The sequence below is a fragment of the Halobacteriovorax sp. GFR8 genome, from assembly GCF_050955245.1.
Taxonomy (GTDB): domain Bacteria; phylum Bdellovibrionota; class Bacteriovoracia; order Bacteriovoracales; family Bacteriovoracaceae; genus Halobacteriovorax_A.
Genome location: NZ_JBPBLR010000002.1, coordinates 1520071 through 1543754, shown reverse-complemented (window position 1 = coordinate 1543754; position 23684 = coordinate 1520071). Strand labels below are relative to the sequence as shown.

17 protein-coding genes and 1 riboswitch are annotated in these 23684 nt (G+C 39.1%); of the genes, 9 read left to right on the top strand and 8 right to left on the bottom strand.

Annotated features, from left to right (window positions below; genetic code table 11):
- Positions 1 to 55 precede the first annotated feature (55 nt).
- On the bottom strand, positions 56 to 1408 hold the full coding sequence (locus ACRXC1_RS07905; RefSeq protein WP_433657872.1) for a cyclic nucleotide-binding domain-containing protein: 1353 nt from the start codon (positions 1406 to 1408) through the stop codon (positions 56 to 58).
- 190 nt (positions 1409 to 1598) lie between these two features.
- Here ACRXC1_RS07905 and htpX point away from each other — a divergent pair, with 190 nt between their 5' ends.
- On the top strand, positions 1599 to 2483 hold the full coding sequence (gene htpX, locus ACRXC1_RS07900; protein WP_433657870.1) for a protease HtpX: 885 nt from the start codon (positions 1599 to 1601) through the stop codon (positions 2481 to 2483).
- A gap of 5 nt (positions 2484 to 2488) precedes the next feature.
- Here htpX and ACRXC1_RS07895 read toward each other — a convergent pair whose 3' ends face one another.
- Positions 2489 to 3613, bottom strand: coding sequence for a hypothetical protein (locus ACRXC1_RS07895; protein WP_433657868.1), 1125 nt, complete (start codon positions 3611 to 3613; stop codon positions 2489 to 2491).
- A 154-nt stretch (positions 3614 to 3767) separates the two neighbouring features.
- Here ACRXC1_RS07895 and ACRXC1_RS07890 point away from each other — a divergent pair, with 154 nt between their 5' ends.
- Entirely contained in the window at positions 3768 to 7940 is a 4173-nt protein-coding gene (locus ACRXC1_RS07890; protein WP_433657866.1) for a hypothetical protein, read from the top strand.
- An 8-nt stretch (positions 7941 to 7948) separates the two neighbouring features.
- Here the strand turns inward: ACRXC1_RS07890 and ACRXC1_RS07885 are convergent, their stop codons facing one another.
- The 5 genes from ACRXC1_RS07885 to lysC are packed head-to-tail and all read right to left on the bottom strand — an operon-like array spanning position 7949 to position 12883.
- Positions 7949 to 9145 carry a PLP-dependent decarboxylase gene (locus tag ACRXC1_RS07885; protein WP_433657864.1) on the bottom strand — a complete coding sequence of 399 codons (1197 nt, stop codon included), beginning with the start codon at positions 9143 to 9145 and terminating at the stop codon, positions 7949 to 7951.
- A 13-nt stretch (positions 9146 to 9158) separates the two neighbouring features.
- A complete protein-coding gene (locus tag ACRXC1_RS07880) occupies positions 9159 to 9914 on the bottom strand; it encodes a 2,3,4,5-tetrahydropyridine-2,6-dicarboxylate N-succinyltransferase (RefSeq protein ID WP_433659906.1) in 756 nt (251 codons plus the stop codon).
- Between the two features lie 5 nt (positions 9915 to 9919).
- Positions 9920 to 10816 (bottom strand): 4-hydroxy-tetrahydrodipicolinate synthase, encoded by an 897-nt coding sequence (dapA, locus tag ACRXC1_RS07875; RefSeq protein WP_433657862.1) that lies wholly within the window; start codon positions 10814 to 10816, stop codon positions 9920 to 9922.
- Positions 10817 to 10832: 16 nt separating this feature from the next.
- The gene (locus ACRXC1_RS07870; protein ID WP_433657860.1) at positions 10833 to 11513 is read right to left on the bottom strand and encodes a 4-hydroxy-tetrahydrodipicolinate reductase; all 681 of its coding nucleotides are present in this window, start codon (positions 11511 to 11513) and stop codon (positions 10833 to 10835) included.
- On the bottom strand, positions 11513 to 12883 hold the full coding sequence (lysC, locus tag ACRXC1_RS07865) for a lysine-sensitive aspartokinase 3 (RefSeq protein WP_433657858.1): 1371 nt from the start codon (positions 12881 to 12883) through the stop codon (positions 11513 to 11515). The genes ACRXC1_RS07870 and lysC overlap by 1 nt, the downstream gene beginning before the upstream one ends.
- 106 nt (positions 12884 to 12989) lie before the next feature.
- A riboswitch (Lysine riboswitch) is annotated at positions 12990 to 13202 on the bottom strand.
- 91 nt (positions 13203 to 13293) lie between these two features.
- Here lysC and asd point away from each other — a divergent pair.
- From asd to ACRXC1_RS07840, 5 genes are all read left to right on the top strand, one after another.
- Positions 13294 to 14391 (top strand): aspartate-semialdehyde dehydrogenase, encoded by a 1098-nt coding sequence (asd, locus tag ACRXC1_RS07860; RefSeq protein WP_433657856.1) that lies wholly within the window; start codon positions 13294 to 13296, stop codon positions 14389 to 14391.
- A 7-nt stretch (positions 14392 to 14398) separates the two neighbouring features.
- Complete coding sequence (locus tag ACRXC1_RS07855; protein ID WP_433657854.1) at positions 14399 to 15142, top strand: phytanoyl-CoA dioxygenase family protein; 744 nt, start codon at positions 14399 to 14401, stop codon at positions 15140 to 15142.
- A gap of 91 nt (positions 15143 to 15233) precedes the next feature.
- Entirely contained in the window at positions 15234 to 16799 is a 1566-nt protein-coding gene (locus ACRXC1_RS07850; RefSeq protein ID WP_433657852.1) for a DUF1254 domain-containing protein, read from the top strand.
- Positions 16800 to 16807: 8 nt separating this feature from the next.
- On the top strand, positions 16808 to 16993 hold the full coding sequence (locus tag ACRXC1_RS07845; protein WP_392908458.1) for a hypothetical protein: 186 nt from the start codon (positions 16808 to 16810) through the stop codon (positions 16991 to 16993).
- 75 nt (positions 16994 to 17068) lie between these two features.
- Positions 17069 to 17872, top strand: coding sequence for a hypothetical protein (locus ACRXC1_RS07840; RefSeq protein ID WP_433657850.1), 804 nt, complete (start codon positions 17069 to 17071; stop codon positions 17870 to 17872).
- On the opposite strand, the gene ACRXC1_RS07835 is transcribed toward ACRXC1_RS07840, so the two are convergent.
- Entirely contained in the window at positions 17845 to 19209 is a 1365-nt protein-coding gene (locus tag ACRXC1_RS07835; RefSeq protein WP_433657848.1) for an alanine/glycine:cation symporter family protein, read from the bottom strand. The genes ACRXC1_RS07840 and ACRXC1_RS07835 overlap by 28 nt on opposite strands.
- A 139-nt stretch (positions 19210 to 19348) precedes the next feature.
- Between ACRXC1_RS07835 and ACRXC1_RS07830 the strand changes: the two genes are divergently transcribed.
- Positions 19349 to 20212, top strand: coding sequence for a trypsin-like serine peptidase (locus tag ACRXC1_RS07830; RefSeq protein WP_433657846.1), 864 nt, complete (start codon positions 19349 to 19351; stop codon positions 20210 to 20212).
- 59 nt (positions 20213 to 20271) lie between these two features.
- Complete coding sequence (locus tag ACRXC1_RS07825) at positions 20272 to 23679, top strand: hypothetical protein (protein ID WP_433657844.1); 3408 nt, start codon at positions 20272 to 20274, stop codon at positions 23677 to 23679.
- Positions 23680 to 23684 lie beyond the last annotated feature (5 nt).

Genomic DNA, 23684 nt, shown 5'->3' with positions numbered 1-23684 from the left:
TATGTTAACAAAGAATGAGGGTGATTAAAAGGCAACAAGCGTACTAGGGCCCAGATTATGCCGCTTCTGGTTCGTTTTTTTCCTGTTCCTTAAGCTTTTGCTGAACTCGTTTCACGCTTGGGCTGTGACGCTCTGAACGATCAGTGGAGCGACGAGTTGTAAGACTTGTGATACTTACGAGAAGGTCATTGTGACGCGAAGAGATTTCATCAAATTGTTCTTTATCAAGCCTGTAGAGTTCACAATAACCAAGTGCGCGCACATTAGCGTTTCGCTTAGTGTCGTGCAGGAGGGCATTTTCGCCAAAGAATTGGCCTTCGTGAAGGGTGGCCACAACATTTCCATCACTGAGGATAACCTCAACACTTCCATGGCCAATAAGATACATTTCATGGCCAGTTTCGCCAATATTAATAATGGTTTGTCCTGGGCCATAGTATTTTTGCTCAAGGGCACCAGCAACTTCTTTTAAGCAACTTGACGTTAGCGTCTTAAAGATTGGAAGGTTTCGGATGAGCTTAATATTCATATAGACAGTAAGCTCACCTTGAAGGGCCTGAGGCAATTCATTAATGATCTTATTATCATTTTCTGTAAGCCTCTTTGTCACAAGGTGGTTGTAGTAGCTATATACATTTTGTTGCAGACGTTCAGGGACGTTATAGTGCTTCATAAAACTCACAAGATCATGCATCTTCTCTCTATTTTGCTGCTTGTAGCGTTCTCCATCTTGAACCATCTTGTTGACTGTACCAATAACAAAACCGTAGACACCGACTCCTAGGATCATGATAACCATTGTAAAGAGGCGGCCTTCATTTGTTGTTGGAGTAATATCACCATAGCCAATTGTCGTAAGAGTCGTTACTGTCCAGTACATGGCCGTAATATAGTGAGTGACGCGATCTTGTATTAGTGATTGGTCAATTGGAGTGATCATAATCCAGCATAGACTAATCCAGTGAACGGCAACCATAAAGAGCGTTAGAACAGCTGTGAATTTAATCATCTTTGGCACAAAGGCAAGATTTGAAACCATCTCGAAAAGACGTGCAATTCTTACAAGACGAAATAGTCTAAAATAAGTGAAGGCATGAAAGCCTAGGGCATAACTTAGAATGTCGTATGGAACCGATGCAATGAGGTCGATTCCGATTAGGGCATACCACTTATTCTTATGGGCCTTTGATGTGAAGCTCATATTCTGTGCTCTTTTTTTACGGATTCTTAAAATAAGGTCACTTACAAATAGAGTAGAAACTAAGAAGTCACAAATTAGCTGCCAGCCTTGAATCTTGGTTTGGAAAATAAATGAGAAAGGGGCCTCAATGGCCGTAAAGATAACTGCTGCAAAAATGATCGCATTCCATAAAATCTCTTTCTTTGTAATGTGTTTATTGTTGATCATTTTGCTCTTTTAAATGAAAATCGTTAACAGTTCCTTATTAATTACTCGGTTATTTATTAATTTTCTTTAAACTTTCTTAACACTTGAGAAGAATTGTTAAATTTTTGTAAACAATAATTCATCTTATTGACCAAATTTAGAATTACTCTCTATCATGTTGGGAATATTATTTTTTAGGAGTTAATCTAAAATGCTAAGAATTGGTTTATTTTTACTAACAAATATCCTTGTTGTTGCAACGATCGGTATTGTGCTTAATCTACTTGGAATCCGTGGCTATATGACGGAAGCGGGGATGAATTATAATTCCCTTATCATCATCTGTGCCGTTTGGGGACTTGGTGGATCTTTTATTTCTTTGGCCCTGTCAAAATTTATGGCGAAGATGGCCTATCGTATGACAGAGATCTCTCCAAACGATCCAAATTACGGTTGGGTTGCTCAATCCGTGCACCAATATGCCCGTGCAAGCGGAATCAAAAACCCAGATGTTTATATTTATAATTCAAATGAAGTAAATGCCTTTGCCACAGGACCTAGTCGCAATAACTCAATGGTTGCCGTTTCTGCGGGACTTCTTCATACAATGAGTCGTGATGAAGCTGAAGGGGTAATCGGTCACGAAGTCGCTCACATTGCTAATGGTGATATGGTGACGATGGCACTGGTCCAAGGTGTCGTTAACGCTTTTGTTATGATCTTATCACGCATTGGTGCCATGGTGATTTCAAATGCTCTTCGTTCTGATGACGAAGAGGGACCGGGACTTGGGCCTTTTGCTCATATGGCACTTGTCTTTGTTCTCGACATTGTTTTTGGCCTACTTGCTATGCCGATCACGATGTGGTTTTCACGCTTTCGTGAATACAGAGCAGATGCTGGAAGTGCGAAACTTGCAGGGCGTGACAAGATGATTGCGGCCCTTCAAAAGCTGCAACAAAGTACAAAAATGGTTGATAACTCAGATCCTAATCTTACAGCATTCAAGATCTCTAGTGGGCCATCATTTGCTGAGCTTTTTAGCTCACATCCAAGTTTAGATAAGCGTATTCGCGCGCTTCAAAGCGGTCTTTAAGGTTCTTAAGACTGCTTTAATGTAAATTGCGTAAAAGCTTCTAAGATACTCATGCCCCTTTTCACATTTGAACTTGGGGCATGATTGATCACGATTCCATCACAAGGTGCTAGGATAGGGGAGATAACTTCTTCTAAGCTATCTAACTTATCAAAGTGATAGACACTCATAATCTTTTCACCTTTTTTAAACTTCTCTCCAGGTGCCTTGTGGTACTCAATAAAGCCTGCACTTGGAGAAAAGAATCCTTTATAATTTTTTAATTCACAAAAATACTGTGTATTCTTCTTTGTGTTGATCTGATCTGCATCAATGACGCCTCTTTTAACAAGATAGTTAAAAATATTGATGGCATCAATTTGGCCGGCCTTAGAGTCAATTACTTCTTCACTTCCTAATTCAAGAGTATAAGCTTCAAAAGAATTCTCACTCTTGTGAGCTTCATGAAACTTTACCCATGGATAGAAACTTGCTTCATCCATTGCTCCACCAAACTCAGGTGGAATAACTAAGTGAAATGGAAAATTTAACTCTGCCATCTTCTCTTCTAAGAAGTCTGGGCCATAGATATAGCGACAGCCAACACCTGCAGTATGAAGGTCTAAAACAATATCTGCATCACTTGCTAGCTCTTGAAGGGTAATAAAGAGATTCTTATTTTCATCAATACCGTAGGCCTTGTGATAATTTCTGTATTCAGCAATCTTGGCCTTAAGTAGCTTTTTATACGCTTGCTTATTCTCACATGCTTTAATTTCATCTTCTGTGATTAGGCCTTGTCCTTCTTTTTGATTAAAGAAGTTGAGGTACATTCGGTTCCAATTATCTCCTGTAATAGGGTTGAAGCGCCCATAGGTATAGGTTCCCATCTTGATCGAGGTTGCATAAGGATTTGCATTTGGAACCATTCGAATTCTTGCGTTTATCTGTTCATCTTCTAATAAGTTTAGAAGCTTAAAAATTGCCATATTTCCTTGTAATTCTGCGCCGTGAACATTTGCTTGAATATAGATTGTTGGAGCACTTTCATCCACTTTGTCAGGAACTAGATCATAGATATTAAGTTGGTACTGGGCGTGATTTGTTTCATCGATATTAATAATTTTCTTTTCTAAGTTCCAATTAGACATGATCAACTCCCTAGTGCCTTTTTTATAAGTCACTAAATATTCGAATTTTGACAGATAACCTCTTAATTATACATTAAAACCCGTAAGTTGTTTGAATTAATCAAAATTTAAATAATAATTAAGTAATTTTAGATGCCCAGACGATAAGGTAGCGATGGTAAAAATAAGTCGACTTTTATATTCAGCTTTTCTTGTTCTAGCAGTAGTTCTATCTACCACTACGAGCGCGAAAACGAGTCAAAGAGTTTATACTCTTGATTTAAGTAAGCCTGATTATAAGAATCTTCTTACTCTACAGTACTACCACAATTCCATTGTCGATTTTCACGAAAATATTGAAAATGCTCGTAAGTATAAGAATCGTTACACGTTTCAATTCTTAATTGATGAAGCTTATGCAGCGTCGAGTGATTGTTTCCTTGCAGGACATAAGTCAACTTTAGTTAGTGGAAAGTGTCAGATCCCAAGAAAGATCTCTTGTGAAAAAAGTTTCTTTGGTAATCGAATCCTAAAAGTTAGATGTAATCCTTTACTCTTTGGCCCTGGTCAAGATGGACGAGGTGCTTGTGTAAACGCACGCCAAAAGGGCAGTAATCGCTCGAATTTTGGTACAGCTGCTTGTAAGAACTCTGCAAGTGAATACACAACGCCACAAATTGTTAAGGATCTTTTATCTGATGAAAAGAAAATGCAGGCCTTTGATAAGTTAGCTTCTGAAGTCGAGGAGTTTTGTCGTCATAATGTTGCTGATGCAGCATGTATCGCACAAAAAGAGAGAATTGCTAAGATTAAGGACTCTGTAGCTAAGGCAAAAGAAAATCAAGAAGGTCTTGAAAAAGGTGTAGGCCTAGGTCTTTCAAAGGGTGTTGGAATTCTTTCACGATGTGAAAAAGATTACCGTGCAGAAGCTGAAGATAACACGCTTGGTACTTTCTTTATGAGTTCACGTAATATTGGAGACACTCTTGTTCAAGTTGCTTGTAGTAATGATCAAATTGTTCAAAGTGTAAGTAGTTCTGAACTTGATACACTTTCAAAGGATTTCGATCGTATTAAGAGACACTCATCAATTAAGTCTCTCTTAGATGACGGATTAAAAATCGGTAGTGAGCTTTCAATGAAGAATTATATTCTTCATAAGCTTAAGTCTAAAGGTGCAAGTGAGTCCAATTTAGATCGTGCAATTGATGATATTCTTAAAGAGGCTCAAGATTTCGGACAGGAGCCATTTCTAGGAATTCTTAATAGTGCAAAAGATGAATTTAAGAAGGCCATTGCTGAAGGTAAAATTAAAAAGACAAATAAAGGAGAGTTAAGAACTAAGGTTAACGACCTCCTTGATGGTATTAATAAGCAATGTGATAAAATTAAGAGAAAGTTCCCATGTGTGACGTCTTCTCAGGCCGGTAATTATTATACGGGGACACTTCCATATTGTGCATCTGTAAGAAGCTCTAAGAATTATAAAGACTTTATTGCTTCTGAACAGAATAACTATATTTCTAATATGATGAATTTTTCGAATGAAAATCCGGATTTTAGAAAGTATTACGCGACAAATGAATTTCGTTCAAAATTTCATGCTCCATCAAATGACTTTGCAAAAGATTGTGCTGAGAAAACTCCTTTATTTGGAGCACATAAGCCAGCTAGTGCTATTTCTACAAGTGATTTTGAGGACCTTGATAAGACAGTAAGTAAGAATATGCTTGAGGATTTAGAAGATCTAGAAGATAAAATTCCTTCTTCTTCTAAGGATATTGACGATATGGATAAAGATCTAAAGGATCTTCTTAAGTATAGGCCATATCTTGTTGCACAAGCTTTTAAAAATAATAGAGTTATTCCTGGGCTTCAGGATATGCAGGCATCATTCTTATGTAGTCAAATGCGTGATATTTATGCAAATGATGAAACATGGAAGCTTGCTAATGTCACGATGGCCGGGGCGGGGATGGCCCTATCAGGTGTCCTTGTTGCTACAGGGATCGGAAGTCCGGTCGGGATTGCACTTGCTACAGCAAGTTCTGCACTAATTGTTGGTGAGGCGGCCGTTGGTGTAAGAGAAATTAATGACGCTAATAAACAGCTTGATACAACTGATACAAAACACTCTCTTGGCCTTTCTTCAACAGAAGAAAATATGGAGGCCATTGCAGCTGCTGAGTCTCAAAAGCTTGGTGGTCAAATTTCCGTTGGACTATCGCTTGTTAGTGTCGCTGCCGATAGTGTCGCTGTTGCAAGATATGGTGCAGAGGCCTTAAGTGCGACAAGAGCTGGCCGAAGTGCTGGTTCTACTACTGGTGCCGCCATAACTAAAACAGCTAAAGGAACACAGGTTGCGACGACAACAACAAATGTATCTCCTTCACCAATTGGAATTTTAAACGCTAGAACTTCACTTAACGCACCAAAGCCTGAGGCCGTTTTAGCACTACCTCCTCCGAGAGTCCTTGGACTTCCGGCGCCAACGTCTACTAGTAAAGCAGTTGCTGTTGTTGATAATCAATCGCAAGTTCCAGCGATGCTGAGAAGACTTGAAAATCAATCAGGCGGTAAGTTAACTAATACAAGATTCTTATCTGATAAGGTTATTCCTGAGGTAAGAAGCTATATAAATGGATTTGACGAAGCCGCTAACCCAAATGTTGTTTTCTATACACGCTTAGGAAAGCGTATGGAAACATTAAAAGATGGAAAGCTTCTTGAAGATGGAAGTGGTTTATTAATCAATAAAGGTTCTGATAATTATCAGGCCATCATTGATTCAGGGCTAGGAACCGTTACTGATAAAGGTGTTGTCCTTAAGTTTGGTATTGATATTGATAATATTAAAATTCTTTCTGATGCCAAGACTGCTCAAGGCCAGGCCATGAGAGCGGAAAGACATTTTGTTTTCAAAGAGACTAAACTTCCACAAATGAATGGTGTTGTACGTAACCTTGATGATGTTAAGGATAGAATCTACGACTTTTCTGGTTTAAGTGATCTTCAAAAGGCCACAACTTATCAAAATATTGAGAGTAAAATTGCTCGTGGTGAGCGCTTAAGTGATATGGACTTACTTGCTTTGGCCTATCGTAAGGATGTTGCTAAAGGTGGTGAACAAAGGGCACAGGGGATACTTGATCTTGTTACTTCAAGAGATCCTTCAGTTGTTGATAAATTAATTAGTGGATCAAGCGCGGCCTCAACTGCTCGTCGTGAAGTCCTTAGACAGGCCGTAAGTTCAGGTAAGCCTACGACTCCACAGATTGCATCAACAACTTCAAATGCTTTAAACGCGAGACCAGCTCGTGCTCCACATGGGACTCCACAAGGTGCAATTACAGGAGAAAAAGTGTTAGCGCTCCCTTCGCCAACACAAGCAAATCTTCCAGTTCCAGCTAAAGGGAATATCATTAAAGCAACAGGACAGCGTATTGTTGATAGTGCAAGACAACTTGCTCACACTATTGCAAGAACTGATGATAAGATCGAACTCATTAAGGCCGCTAATAAGAAAGCAAGTGACGCAAAAACGGCAAGTGATACTAAGAATGCTGTTAATGATGGAATCACAATTGAAGGTGAGTATACGGATATTACGAAGCAGGTAAATGCGCCAAAATTGAGTGGCCCAAGTCTTACATCTAACAATACTGGATCGACTACACCTGCTATCTTAAGGAATCCTGGTGTGACACAAGGTGCGGTTCACACGTCAAATGCCTCAGCAGCTATTGCTGAAGTGGTTAATACTGTTGTGGAAGAAGTTAATACAAATCAAGAAGTTGTCGTACATGAGCCCGATGTTGTTGAGCCTACTCCAACAGTAAATCCAGAACCTGACAATACAGATGTTCCTGGAGATGAAGTAGATGCTGATCTCTCAATTGACTTTAATGGGTCAAAACCGGCCATTACTGTGACTTTCACAAATGAAAAAGTTAAGGCCTGTAAGATCAAAAAGACATACTTTGAAGAAGATGAAGAAGGAAATCGCAAAGAAAAAGTAAGCACTCTCAATTCATCTCTTGAAAGCGCAAAAGAGTATGAGCTGTCTTCATATGACTATGATTATATTGTCTCTGTCGAATGTAAGGTTGGCGATGGTGATTTTAAATTAGTGACGAGCGATAGCTTTGCTGATTCAGAAATAAGTATTTCTGGACTAAGTGATGGTAAGGCCGAGTATGTTGTTACTAAGTGTGATGGTGACAATTGTGCTTCTGAAGACTCTACAGGTCCTGGACGTGGGCTTCCAAGACTCACTCCTGCACAGCTAAGACAGATGGCACCACCAAATATTCAACTAGAGAATATTCCAATTCTTAACACGCTTTAAGAGTGGAGCTATTCAACCCAGTCAGCACTTGTTTTAATTGTTCTAGGAATCATGACGTCCCCTTTATATGAGACGACTTCTGCTGGCAGATTATGACATAAGAAAAATGGCATACTTTCTGTAAAACCATAAGCACCACATTGAGTGAAAACTAGCCAGTCTCCGTAATCACAATCTTTGGGTAGTTCAAAGACACCAAGCTTGTCTAATGATGTACACAAAGGGCCATGAACATGAAATTCTCTGGTCTCTTGTGATTTTTTGTCTTCATTTAATACGCGACAAGGGAAGGCCTGATCAGTAAGGGCAGGGCGCGCAATATGATTAATCCCACCATCGAGAACCAGTATCTCTTGGCCACGTACATTCTTGCGATCAATAACTTGGCTTAAGTAGAACCCACATTCGCCAACGGCAAATCGCCCTAGCTCCATCCAAATTTTCTTTAAATTATGCTTAGTTTTTAAGCGCATAAGTGCCGCATTGATATCTTTAAAATCAATTCTCTCGTCTTGATTTTGATAGGGAATACCAAGTCCGCCGCCAAGATCAATGACTTCAGGAGTGATATTCATTTTGTTTGCTAGGGCATTGATGCGCTCACATGTCTTATCCCAGACTTCTTCGAGTCTTTTGGGATCAAGAATATTACCCCACTGAAAAACGTGAAAGCCGATGGCCTCAATATTTTCGTATTCTGATAAATCAATTTTCGCCCACGTGGACTCATCTAGGCCAAATGCCGTAATCTCATCACCACCTAGGACTGATTTTTCTTGTGAGTTCCACTCTAATTGTACTCTTAAGAGCGCGCGGGCCTTAACTCCAAGCTCACTTGCTTGTTCATTTAGCCATTTCAGTTGGTAGAGGCTTTCCACTACGACGCAATTTATTTCATGCTCTAGAAGTGTTCTGATGTATCCTCGTGACTTACTTGGGCCAGTTGATATGATGTCACTAGACTTCACACCACTGGCCACGACTTGTGTAAGCTCTCCCTTGGAAGCAACATCAACGCCGATGCCAAGGTTTCTGATAAGTTTTAAAATCGAAGACAAAGGGTTTGCCTTACAAGCATAGTAAAGCTTAATGCTCTCATCTTTATTATCTGTGATATAGCGAAGGTGTTCTTCAAGTGCATCTAGATCATAAAAGTAAAATGATGAGTCTAATCTCTTTGTTAACTTCGTTAAAACTTTTTCCATTCCAGTATTTGCCTTATCTTAAAAATGCTTCTAGCTCAAGTGAGGCATCTGATTTTTCATCACGGTATTTTACAATCATGGCACAATTCATTGAAAGTCCCATATCTCTGGCCCATGAAAGTTTTTCGTTAACAGGTCTTGTTCCTGGAACAACGATAGCACCTTCTGGAATAGGCTCTCCTGGTTCTAATCTTCTTTCATTGACACAGTCATATACCGGAACACCTTTAGATAGGATGACTCCAGGGGCGATAACAGCGCGTTTTAATACTTGAATACCTTCGACGATAACGGCCCCCGCACCAATAAAAGCATCGTCTTCAATGATTACTGGAGCAAGTCCGATTGGCTCTAGAACGCCACCAATTTGTACGCCAGCACTAAGGTGTACATTCTTTCCAATCTGAGCACAAGAGCCTACGAGTGCATGAGAGTCAACCATTGTCCCTTCATCAACGTATGCACCAATATTGATATATGCAGGTGGCATGATAATTACACCACTTGAAACGTAAGCACCACGACGAACACTTGATCCACCTGGAACCATGCGAACACCACGGTCTACAGTAAATTTTTGTGCTGGAATATTGTGCTTGTCCACAAAACCTGGCCAACCAAATTCAGATTGTTCAACATTTTTTCCGGCCTTAAAAACCTCAAGGATCATTTGTTTTACTTCAGTATTTGCAACCCATTGACCATCAACTTTAGAAGCTGATCTTAGAGTTCCACTTTCAAGTCCAAGAAGGATTTCATCTACTGTCATTGTCATTATGCTTTTCTCCATTCATTTATTTTCTTATTTGCATTTAAAACATTTGTTTCTAATTTCATATCTTTGATTGAAAGAGGTGGGCGAAGACTTGCGTCTTTAATTTGTCCATTTTCTTTCATTAACCATTTTGCTGGAACAGGGTTAGAGGCAACGAACATAGCATTGCTTGATTCGACCCACATTTTAGTTTCTTCTTCACTTAATTCGCCACTTAAGCAAGCCACAGTGTATGCATGAGTTTGGGCAGGCCACGGATTTGAAGCGACTGAAACAAGTCCTTTGGCACCAAGTGGCGCAAATTCTGGTAGCATTCCATCATCTCCACTGTATACTCGGCCTTGCTCACCAGCTGCTTCTACATATTTTGCAAATTTCTCAGGACTTCCACTTGCTTCTTTGATGGCCCAAAATTGTTTATGCTTATTAAGGCGTTTCACGGCCTCAAATGACAACTCGATCCCTGCACGAGATGGAACATTATAAAGCATAACTGGTTTATTTGAGACGTCCATAAGGGCCTTAAACCACTCATATTGGCCTTCAGCTCCAGGTTTTGCATAAAGAGGTGTCACCATAAGATAGGCATCGATTTCAAGTCCATCTAAGTATGAAACCCACTCACATGTTTCAGCAAGGTTAATGCCTCCAACACCACACATCAGTGGAACTTTTAACTCAAGATCGATAACGAAGTTTAAGATATTTTTTCTTTCTTCAAGATTGAGATTTAAGGCCTCACCAGTTGATCCCAGAATAAGGATTCCGTTTCCAGCAGCTTCTTGCTCTCTTAAAATCGACTCTAGAGAGTCAAGATCAATCGTTAGGTCTGAGTTTAGGGGAGTGATAACCGCCGTCCACAGTGGTGTTGAATTAATATAATCGTGATTTGCCATTGAAATAGCTCCTTAATTAGTTTTCTCTTATTACTTGTAATGCAATATCGCTAAAGTCGTGAAGACCTGGTGTTAAGTCTTTTACACGTTCACAGGCCCAAAGAGCTCCTGCTGCAAAAATTTTTCGATCCTTAGCTTCATGTTTAATTGTAATATATTCATTTGGAGTATCAATCTTTAATTCATGAATTCCAATAATATCGCCAGTGCGCTCACTTGTAATAGTTGAGTCATTTTCTAGCCATTCTTGCCATGAAAGGGCAGTGCCACTTGGGGCATCCAATTTCTTCGTATGATGTACTTCATGAATTTCATACTTAAGATCACTGGCAGGAAAGAGAGCTTGTGCCTTGGCCGCTATACGAATCATCTCTTTAGCTAAATTCATCCCTAAACTAAAATTAGTGGCCTTAATCCAAGGTGACTTAATTTTGCTTACTAACTCTGGTGTCCATGCAAATCCAGTAGAACCAGTTACTACGCAGATTCCTGACTCGCTTAATAATTCAAAATAGTGCTCTAAAAAAACATCTCCATTCAAAAAAGAGAGGACCATATCAAATCTATTAAGATCATCTTTCTTTAAATAATTTTTTGAGTCAAAAACTTCTAATTCTATATGTGAATATTCTGGTGATTCGCATAGTTCAATAACTTTTGAGCCAGTTTTTCCTTTTCCTAAAAGTGCAATTTTCATTAAATGAATTCCTTGTGTAATCTTTGTATTGTTTCATCAGCGTCATTCTTACCTACTAAGAAACAAAAATTGTGCTTACTGGCACCTAGGCAAATCATACGAACATTTATTCCATCAATAGCACTGAAAATTCGTGCTGCTATATTTGGCGTGTGATTAATTTCATTTCCAATAAGACTTACTAATGTTAAGTCCTTTTCTACTTTCACGCTACAAAGCTCGGCCAAACGATCAATAATCTTTTTATTTAATAAAGCACTATCATCTAAAGTAAGTGCAACAGAAATTTCTGACGTCGTGATTGAGTCAATACTGACTTTAAATTCGTTAAAGATCTTGAAAATTTCAAATAAGAAACCATGGGCCTGTAACATTTTCGGCGTCGATAACGTGACAAGGCTTTGTTCACGTCTTAATGCCATTGCGCGAATTAACGGTGCAGACTCGGTACTACTCTTAATCCATGTCCCTGGCTCATTAGGTTCGTAGCTCGATCCAACAAAGACCTTAATCCCGGCACGTAAGGCAGGAGTTAAGGTCGTTGGATGAAGTATTTTTGCACCAAAAGTTGCCAGCTCGGCCGCTTCAGAAAATGTAATTTCATTTAGAAGTTTTGCTTCTTTAACAATTCGTGGATCTGTTGTTGCAATACCTGCAACATCGGTCCAAATTTGAAGAGTATCAGCACCCATCGCCTCAGCTACGAGGGCCGCTGAATAATCAGAGCCGCCACGTCCTAAAGTTGTCGTTAGTCCCTCGCTAGTTGCTCCGATAAATCCCTGTGAAACATAGACGATGTCGCCATATTTTGCGTTAACTAATAACTGGTCTGCACGGGCCCTAGTCGCCTCAATATCAGGTGCAGCTTTTGTAAAATTGTCATCTGTTACAAGAACTTGGCGAATATCAAATAATTCGACTTTCTTAGTTGAAGCCGATTGTTCATTGATTCGAGCTAGAACCTCACTAAAAACAAGAGATGAAAGACGCTCACCAAGACTAACAAGTGAATCATAGGCACGGTCTGAGCACTCTCTTAAAAGAAGCATGCCTTTTGCGATCATATTAACTTCTGAAAGAAGTTGGGTTACATCATCTCTTAAGCTCTCAGAAGCTTGCATTTCTTGAAGGATTTCACGGTGTTTATCTTCGATTTCATGAATAAGTTCATTAACTCGGGCCTCGTTACCAGCAGGTGCTTTTTTAGAAATCTCCACAAGAAGATTTGTAACACCGTAGACGGCCGAAACGACAACCATGTTAGCGCCCTTATTAACACTGATTTGAGCACTACGAGTCATGGCCTCAAGATTTGCCATCGATGATCCACCAAATTTCGCAACAATAACTTCATTTGTTTGAGTTGACATAAGTCTCCAAAGTAAAAACGTTTAAAGCTTTAAAATTAAGATAATTGTATGTAGGAGAATAAAGAAATGCAAAAAAACATCTAGCTAAAAGATATAAGCTAACATTTGCATTTGAAGCTCTCCACATAACTAAATCCTAATTTCGTTAATTAAAATTTACTATATGACAGTCCTAAGGCTTCTCCCTTAGTGACCAATAAGACAAGCTGTACACTCTGGCCTTATTTCGGCAATATTCCCATTGTGTTGACTGATAACGGACTAAAATAGTTGTACACCCTTATCAACACGCTCTGAACACTGCGCCTCTTCAATTGAAATTAATTGTAGTGGATAGACACATTGATGTCTATACTTTTATAATTTTAGGCATAATTAAATAAAAAAGGCCGTTGCCTCTGGAGATACATATGAAAAAAGTAGGAATTATTGGTTGGCGTGGAATGGTTGGTTCTGTTCTTTTAGAGAGAATGGAGAGCGAGGGAGACTTTGCCAAAATCGATCCATACTTCTTTTCAACTTCGCAAGCTGGCCAAGCTGGTCCACTTATTTACAATGCTACTCACACGCTTAAGGACGCAAATAATATCTCTGAACTTGCAGATATGGATATTATCATCTCTTGCCAAGGCGGAGACTATACAAAGCAAGTACGCCCTGAACTTGAAAAGGTTAACTGGCCAGGCTTTTGGATTGACGCTGCTTCTGCAAAGAGAATGGATGATGACTCGCTAATCATTCTCGATCCTGTTAACCGCGATATCATTGACAAGGCCCTTAACGATGGAATTAAAAACTTTGTAGGTGGAAACTGTACTGTTAGTTTAATGCTTATGGGAATTGGAAGCCTCTTCCAAGAAGGGCTCGTTGAATGGATGAGTACAATGTCTTATCAGGCGGCTTCAGGTGGAGGTGCTCGTCATATGAAAGAACTTCTTAAACAAATGGAAGTAATTGGAAATATGGCCAAGCCTCTAATGGATGGACCAATTCTTCAACTTGATCAAAATATTTCAAATCTCTTAAAAAGTAATGAGCTAGACAGTGACTGCTTTGGTGTACCACTGGCACTTAACTTAATCCCTTGGATTGATAGTGCTGTCGAAGATGGCCAAACACGTGAAGAATGGAAAGCATTTAGTGAAACAAATAAGATCTTAGGACGTTCTGAGAATCCAATTCCTATTGATGGGACATGTGTAAGAGTCGGAGCACTACGTTCGCATTCACAAGCATTAACAGTAAAGCTTAATAAGTCAGTTGATCTTAAAACAATTGAAGATATGATTAAGAACTTTTCTGAATATACTGAGTTTGTTGAAAATACACCAGAGGCCACTCGTGAAAAGCTAAACCCGCGCTATGTTTCAGGAACACTTAAGACGACAGTTGGCCGAGTTCGTAAGATGCATATGGGAGATGAGTACCTAAATATTTTTACAAGTGGGGATCAACTTCTTTGGGGAGCAGCAGAGCCATTAAGAAGAATGCTTAATATCGTGCTATAATGACTTTATGGAATTAGATTATAATAAATTAGTAAAAGATTTTTATGAAAATGGCTTTTGCATTGTCGAAGGCCTTTTTGATTACACAGAAATTAAACGTATCAAGCGCTCATTTGATAATCTCTATGAGGCATCTCTAACGATAGATGAAACTCAGATGCTCAAGCTAGCGCAATTCGTTTTTGACAAGAATGCATTGAACCGCATTGTCTGGTGTGGTGGTTATGATGAACACCTTCTTGATATTGGTGCTGACAAGAAAATCTTAAATATAGTGAGTAAAATTCTCGAATCAAATGAAATGGTTCAGCTCATTAATCAGGCCCACTTTAAGCTGCCTGGACAAATTGTCGAGTTTAAGTGGCATCAAGATAGTGAACATCGTCGTTATGGGACAGAGATGTGGGAAGATGTTGATGGGCGAGGAAGTTACGTTCAAACAGTTATGGCCATTGATGATATGAATTCACTCAATGGACCTCTTAAGTTCATCCCTAAATCACACCTTCAAGGGCACCTAAATTATAAAGAAGACCCGAAGATTATTGATGAATTACTGGATAAACTACCAGCTATTGATCTTAAGCTAAAGGCCGGTGATGTGGCGTTCTTTGGGCCATACACTTTTCATTCGTCATCTCTTAATAAAACAGATTCACCAAGAAGAGTTTTAATTAATGGATATGCACAGCCCGGTGCAAATAAGAGAGAGTATCCGGGAGTTGGACTTGGTAGGCATTTGACTCTTTAAATACTTAACCTTAATTCACGATTATTAAGTTCATTGCTATCTTCCTTGCGCTATATTGTGACTATGCACACAATAAAACAAGGAAATAGCGATGAGCAAATCAAGTTACCAAAAATACCTTTTTCCTGCTTTAGGGGTGGTCCTTGCTATCTCATGGATATCAACTGTTACTTATCTTATTCAAACTAATACACCAGAAAGCTATCGAACGCATCTCTCTCAAGCGGCCATTGATAAAATTTATTATGGCAAAGAACGTGGCAGCGCAGAGAGGTCAATTGCTTCTGTTCCAGTAAGAGAAGATCCGCTTTTAAAAGAAGCCTATGCTCTTGGCCTAAATGCTTATCTTTGGGGGTCAACACTTGTTAGAATGGAAAATATCGCCCGCACTTATACTGACGTAACACAAAAGCAGCCTGAAACAAGCTACCGTGCACCTTTAAACGAATTTGGTCACTCTAGACGTCTGCCAGGACCAACTGATACCGATATGCCTACGGCCAATCAGGACACTCTTTATTCAAGTGCTATCTTAGACTTAAATCAGTCACCAATGGTTCTATCAGTTCCTGCAATCAAGGATCGCTACTATGTTATTGATGTATTCGATATGTGGCATAACCTCATTAAGTATGTGGGGACAAGAACAACAGGTACAAATGCGCAGAAATACTTAATTGTGGCGCCAAATACAAGTGAGATGTACAAGAAGGATAAGAATCTTTCAGCCCTTACGATCGTTGAGGCACCAACATCAAAAGTTTGGCTTTGGGGACGCACACAAATACTTAAGTCAGAAGATATGGATGAGGAGCTAACAAAGGTTCATAAAATCCAAGATCAGTATAAGCTTACAGAGTTAGATGAATACCTAGGAAAGAAAAGCCGAGTGAGAATTTATCCCCTTGAGAAGCGCGTAGGAAGCGATAGTGATCCACTAAGATTTTTTCAAGAACTAGGAGAGTACCTAAAGGTAAACCCTGTCGCTGATAAAGAAAAGGCCCTATTTGGACAATTTAAGAAAATTGGATTTACTAATGATGGTTTTAGAAAAGAGATGCTCTCACAGGCCGTTCAAGATGTCTTAGTTCAAGTGTTAAATGATGGCCCTCAAGTCGCAGCTGCTCAAATCAGAAACCCAGCTAATACAAAATTTGCAAACGGTTGGAGTTATGTTTTTGGGCTAGATAATTTTGGGGATGATTATGCGCTACGCTCGATGGTCTCTCATCCATACCTAGGAGGACAAGGAGAGAAGGAAGCTTTATATCCTCTGGCCGAAGTCGATATAAAAGGAAATAAACTTACTGGCTCTAAAATGTATCGAATTCGCTTTAAGAGTGGGCCAAAGGTTGGAGCGTTCTGGTCGGTCACTGTCTATGACAGTGTTAGCAAAATGCTTATAAAAAATGATCTCGAACGATATTCGCTGAATAATAGCAGTAATCTCACTAAGAATTCTGATGGTTCATTTGACCTATATCTGTCGAATCGTATACCGATGGATGAAAAGCAAAAGGCCAATTGGTTGGCAACTCCAAAAGGAAATTTCTATGTCATCATGAGACTATATATTCCATCACAAGAGATTCTCGATTTGAAATGGAAGGTTCCAGGCATTGAGCCTATTGAGCCAAAAGTTATTTCAATGAAGTAGGTGGTGTTATGGTTTATAAGAATTTTTTTAAGATCAGAAATACTATCCTATCAATCGTGGCCATCATTTTATGGGTGGCCATGATTACTTATATGATTGTGGAGCGTGATAAGGGTGACCGGGAACCAGCATCAGCACAAGAAAATCAACAAGAAAGGATAAAAACGAAGCCCCACAGTCTCTATCGAAATTAGTGTCACAGCTTTTTACACCCATGTAGAAATGTCATAAATTTCTGAATATAGCTAATGATTTGCTATATTTGGCCAATGCGTTTCTTATTATTACTTATCCTATTTTCAATTTTTAGCGTGAATTATTCCTATGCTCAGGATTATGGCCTACTTGAATTAAATGATGGGGTTTTGTCTAAAAGAAATGTTGAAAATTACTTAAGGCCATTTCAAACAGATGGTTGCTCATCAATTTCACCACAAGGAACATTTAATGCTCCAAAGTTATGGCAACATTGTTGTATTGAACATGACGTTAGCTACTGGATGGGTGGAACTCTGATGGAAAAAATAGCGGCCGACGAAGAACTTAGGCAATGTGTTTCAGATGTGTTCTCTAAGATATTTGGTAAGGCCATGCAAGTTGCTGTCTATATCGGTGGCAATCCATCATTTCATACAGGTTATGCTTGGGGCTATGGTTGGAACCATATTAGAGGCTATCACGATCTCTCAACACAAGATAAGTATGAAATCTCTCGAAAAATGCCTGAGGACCCACAAGGACAAGAAATCGTAGAATTAGGTTTTGATAAAGAAAGAATCCCACTTAAGAATGATAATCTTTGCTTAGAAGAAGTGAATGATTTTCTTGAAAAACGAATTAAGCAAAAGGTTGATATTAGAGTCATTGAAGAAATAGACACTTTTTTTAGCACAGGCTTTTTTATCGAAGCAAACAACTGCAAAGGCACAATCAGAGCGATTATGAAACGTGGAGTTAGTCATAATGACTGTCGTGATATACCATTTGAAAATAAATGGCAGCGTACTCTCAAGTCAATTGAGGCCACAGGTGAGTGTGCCGATATCTACGGACGCATATACTTAGCAAAGTAATCATCCATCTTATGCTTAACCTTTGGCGCTAGCCAAATTGTGGCAATCATATTTGGAATGGCCATCAAGGCGAAGCCAATATCCATAGCATTTACCATATCATCTGGTGCTGAGACTGCTCCCAAAAGCACCGTTGAGGCATAAAAGATTGCAAAGGTTAATCTTGCTCCTAAAAGAGGCACTCCACCAAAGAGAAAATCCCAACACTTCTCACAATAATTTGAACACCCGATAATAGTCGATAAAGCAAACAGAATAATTGATAGGCCTAGTAAGTGTGAACCCATAACTCCAAAATTTTTCACAAACGCCATTTGAGTGATAAGAACACCATTTGAACCCTGTAGCTCCTCAGGAGTAAGCGAGCTTAAGATAACAATTGAAGTCATCGTACAAACGATAATTGTATCAATAAATGGGCCAACCATTGCAACGAGGCCTTCGGCCACAGGCTCACTTGTTTTGGCATTTCCGTGGGCCAAAGGCGCTGAACCAACACCGGCCTCATTTGAATATGTTGCTCTTTTTATTCCTGTTTTAAAGATGTGGACAACTGCTAGGCCAGAAGCTCCTCCGACGGCCGCTCGTCCATTGATGGCCTCATTAAATATGAGATAGAACACATCCACAACACTTGATAGATTCATGATAATGATAGCAATAGCACAACCAACATAAAGTAGGCACATGGCAGGAACGATTTTAGAAGTTGCACCTCCAATTCTTCGTACACCACCCATAAGGATGTAAATTATTAATAAGGCAGCTACAATTCCTGTTATATATGTTGGAATGCTATAATTTGATTCAATAAAGGTTGCCATTTGATTCGTGTTAAAAATTCCTAGAGTACCAATGAGTCCTGCCACAGCAAAGAAGTAAGCAAGAAAGTGCATATACTTTGGAAGCGCCTCTATGATTGTATACATCGGTCCACCTTGAATTTCTCCGTGGTGATCATTCTTACGATACATAACGGCCAGCGTACACTCGAAGAACTTGGTATTCATCCCAATAAGAGCACCGACCCACATCCAAAATATTGCACCAGGGCCACCTTGTGAAATCGCTACCGCAACACCAGCAACATTTCCCATACCAACCGTTGAGGCCAGGGCATTTGTTAAGGCCTTAAAGTGTGAAATTTGTCCTTTACTCTCATCATCATGAGCGTGGTGATACTTTCCTGCAATAAGTTTTAGCGCGTGAATGAAGCCTGCAAGCATTTTTAAACGCGAAATCACCACTAGATATAAACCACCACCAACAAGTAACATCACTAATGGTAGGCCCCAAAGGATATCTACAGTTTGCGCAAGAAATACAGAAATATCCATATAATTCCCTATGATAATTGAGTAACAAAACTTATTTAAAATTTTTCCACAAAATGACATAAATGGCCAATTACTTTACGGCCCGTTACGAGTTTACAAAATTAACCATAATTAAGGCCAAGACTTTATATTGTGGCCTATGAGAATTATCTTAAGCCTATGCTTTTTAACTATATTCTTATCTTGTCACAATCAGGATGCTGAGCTTCTTATTAAATCAAATAAGATGATTTATGGTGATGATAATCGCCGTGAAGTAAGTAAGAATATTGTCTCTGATGCGACAGCTGCCATAATACATAAAGATAACTTAGAGCGCTTTGTTAGCATTAAAGAACGCTCAAACTTATGTCCCGACGAAAGATTCGCCCATCAGAATTCAATTGGTGAGTGCAGCTCTTTTTTAATTTCTGAAAACAAGATGATGACCGCAGGTCACTGTGTTTTCTTAAACAAGGGTGATCAGTATAACTTCTGTGATAACTTTGTCTTTGTTTTTGATTATACACAAGAAAATTCTACTTATAAGAAAGTTTATGAATGTGAAAAGGTAACTCATGTACTCTTTGATGTTGAGGAAGAAGCAGATGTTGCAATCATCGCATTAAAAGAATCTGTCTCACATACAAGGCCTTTAAAACTTTCGACAGATTTCCAAGAAGAAGAAAAGTTGATTACTGTAGGAAGCCCACTTGGGGCACCTTTAAAAATAGTCGATCAAGGTAAGGTTGAATATGATAATGGGCCAACTTTAGAGTACAACCTCGATGTCTTTGGTGGAAACTCTGGCTCGGCCATTTATAGTCTTGATCAAAATGCAGTAATTGGAGTCCACACATTCGGTTCAGGCTGGTCTCTCGTTAAAGACACGGCCAATAATTGTATGCGCTATAATCGCTGCCCGCAAGACTCACAGGATCCTCTATGCATGAGTAAGGGCGGATTTGCTGGTGGCATGCCTATACGTGAAATGCCAGCGTATTTTCTCAATGACCTAAATTAATAAAGTTGGCACTCTAGTTGCAACATATACCCCTAAGAAATCATTGAGAGAGGTATAAGGTGTTTAAATCTAAATTTCTACTAGCAATTCTTTTGACAGTGACTATTTTTTCGACACAAGTGCAGGCCAAGCCGATGCACAGTGGACCGATCAATTCTCGCGCCGATGAAGAATGGGGTAATGAAGAAGCACTGGTTTCACTTAAGTGGCCTCTAAAATTTCTACGCTATGATTTACAAGACCTTCTTGTTGGTGATGGAAAAGGAAGCTTTAAAGAGATTACTAAGATCGATCTCGATCCTATCAATCGCACCTTTCACCTCGATGCCACAATTATCATTCCAGACTCAATGCTCTTGTCGATGGAAGATAAGGCCGGAGATAAGCTTTTAAATGAGCACTCGATTTCACTTGTTCTAGGTTTTCCTCCATATGTACGTGGCCAATATGTAGAGCTATCAATTGAAAAATTTATTCTAGATGACGTTGATTATACAAATGGTATGCACATCGTAACGAATGTGACGGCGGCACTTTTAAGAAACCGTAGTTTACTCAATTACTTTATGGCCGATGATAAGGCCCCAACAGATTATTCTGATGAAGACCTTTCTAAAGTCATTAAAGATTTATTTGATAATGAAGAAATCGTTTTGAAAGATAATCGCGTTCGTCTGCGTTTCAACTTTATGAAACTCTCCGGCCTGACTCGCTACCGCGATCTTGAAAATCTTCAGGTTTGGTATATTGGACCTAAGAAGCTTAAGGGAACAAAGCAAGGTGCATCTTTTTTAATTGAAGGTGGTATTGGTAATCCTTCTCTTAGCTATATCAAAGGAGTTAAGGCCGAAGGAAAAGTTGCAGCTGACGAGCTTAAGAAGCTTCGTGAACAAGAATATAAGACTTACGGTTTCAGTGCTGATACAGAACTAAGACTCTCCAAAATGCATTCTAGACTGTTAGAAGCGACAGGGATTTATAATTGGAATGATCGTGAAAGAATGATCATTAACGAAATACTCAAGACTTCTATCTCAAAAGCAAGAAAAGCACTAAGTCAAAAAGACCTATACTTTATTGACGAACCTCAACTTGCCAATATTAAATTCTTTGAGCAAGCAGATGAGTTTCTAAGGGTCTCAATTGCCGATTTAAAGCTTAGACATGTTGTGGATATGGAAACTCGAAATGGAGGACGCAAAGGACCTGAGATGCCTTTTGTAAATTCTCGTATCTCGCAAAATGCAGTGTCACAATTTACGAATTTTTTCCGTGACTTTAAGCTTATTGATAAAGAGCCGCTATTTAAAGAATTGGATGTTGTCCTAGCACCACATCTACCAGGTGTTATCTTAAGAGGACGTGTGAATCTTGAGCTTAACTCATTATTTGAAATGGGACTTGAAGGCGAAGGCATTGACTTTAATAATCCAGATATTCGCCTCGATAGCAAAACTTATGGGGATTCTGTTCCATTTGAAATTTCTCTTTATACGTATATGAGAGATAAAGGTGTTCTAGAACTTGATATTAAAGATGCAACTCTTGGTAGTGGCCAAGGACGTATCCACTTAACTCCTAAGACAGATAAGGGGTACTTTCTTGAAGAATTTACGAAACTTGCTACAGCAAATATCTTAAAGACTTACCTTATAAGCGATCCACTTGCGACCAAAGAAGATGAAGTGATTGTTGATGAAGCAGAAGTAAAAAGAAAGCTTATTGAAAAGCTAGAAAGCTTCAAGGAGAACTTCCAGCGCACCCAGACTGTAAAGACTGAAGAACAAATCATTGCTGTTAAAAAACTAGACCTTCAAAGTCCATTTAACTCGATTCCAGAGGAGATGACTGAAGAGAACCTTGTGGAGTTCTTTAATAATATCCTAGGAATCGATCGCCGCACAGGAAGACTTCAGATTAACCTAGACCCTACAATTCTGAGTGAAAAGATTCTCTATGCTCAAAATAATGTTCAAGTTTGGAATATTGAGCCGATCTTCGATAAGTTAATGGATAAGACCTATATTGATCTGGCCATCGGTCACGGTGTGAGAACAAAGGATTTCTTATCAAAAATTTACAGTCGTCCAGAGAAGAAAGATAGCCTTAACTTTGTGGGGACTTCAGGTGATCTAAATAATGAAGGTCCAACTGATTACTCGTTTAAGATTAATCTTAGAGAGTTTGAATCGATGGTAAATTCAATTCTTACGGCCTCGATTGCGCCTCAAGTGAAAGAAGCAAAGGCGATGCTCTCAAACCTTGAAGAAGGAAGCGTGAATATCCTTGAGGATCTAACTGTTAGATCACAGGGAGACAATCAGCTATATCTATCAATTGCTCTTAATCAAGTTGAGAAGAAGAAGCGTTGGTTTGGCGCCAGAGTCTTTAACAATATGTTTGGTAATGAAGATAAGAATTATGTTATCGAAAATAACCGCTCATCAATTAGTGCCAGAATAAAGCTTCATGCAGTGGCATTAAAAGACTACAAGAAGGATCTTCTTGAAAAGAATGAAGATGAGATCTTCCTAGGCAATACGCTACTAAAGATTGAGCTTGAATCAATTGGCCGTACAGCAAAGAATGCTGGATTATTTGGCTCGGTTTTAAATGCCATGATAGGGGATGTGAACCTTAAAAATGGTATCGTAGGCTCTAACCTTAAAAAGCTTGTTCTAAAGATTGCTGGGCCAATGCTAAACCCTACAGATGAGAGAAATGGTAATGCAACTCTTGCTGGCTTTGCTCTTAATAATTATCTGAAGGTCTTTACAACGAAAAAAGATATCTTATTACAACTTAACCCACGTCTTGCTGGACCAGTGTGGGATTTACTCTTAGTTCAAGATCAGGACTTTAAGGGACGAAAAATTGGTATTGGAATCGATTACCCAAGTGAGACAATTAATTTTGACTTCAAGATGGTCTTTAATCCATCAACAGTTGATAAGCATGAGCTTTACCTAATTATGAAAGAGGCCAATGAAATCTCTAAATCTGTAAAAGATGGAAAGCTTAAGACGCCGGCCGACTTTCTAAAAGCTTATGATCGTCTCTTCTATAACAGTGACATCTCAAAGCTTTCATTAAAGCATCGCCTGATGAAAGTCATTAATAGTTACAATGCGCTATCTGTTTTAAATGATGAGCAGTCTCATGCAGATAATTACTCAACAACAGGTGCCGAGCTAATGCAAATTGCAACTGCTGCCAAGGTATTAAGAGATGCACTAACAAGAATAAGTGATCTTAAGCATCCAAGTAGTGTTAGATCGTATGCTGATAATGCACACAGGGTTTTAGCTGAGCTTGATGAGCGCTTTATTGGGCCATATTACCGCTTATATAATAATCGCTATAAGAAGAATAACCTTAAGATTATTAACAGCGACATCACTGACTGGACACTTTATATCCTACCTGATGCACTCTTTGCACAGAAGGCCTTTGAGTTTCTTGACTAGATAGC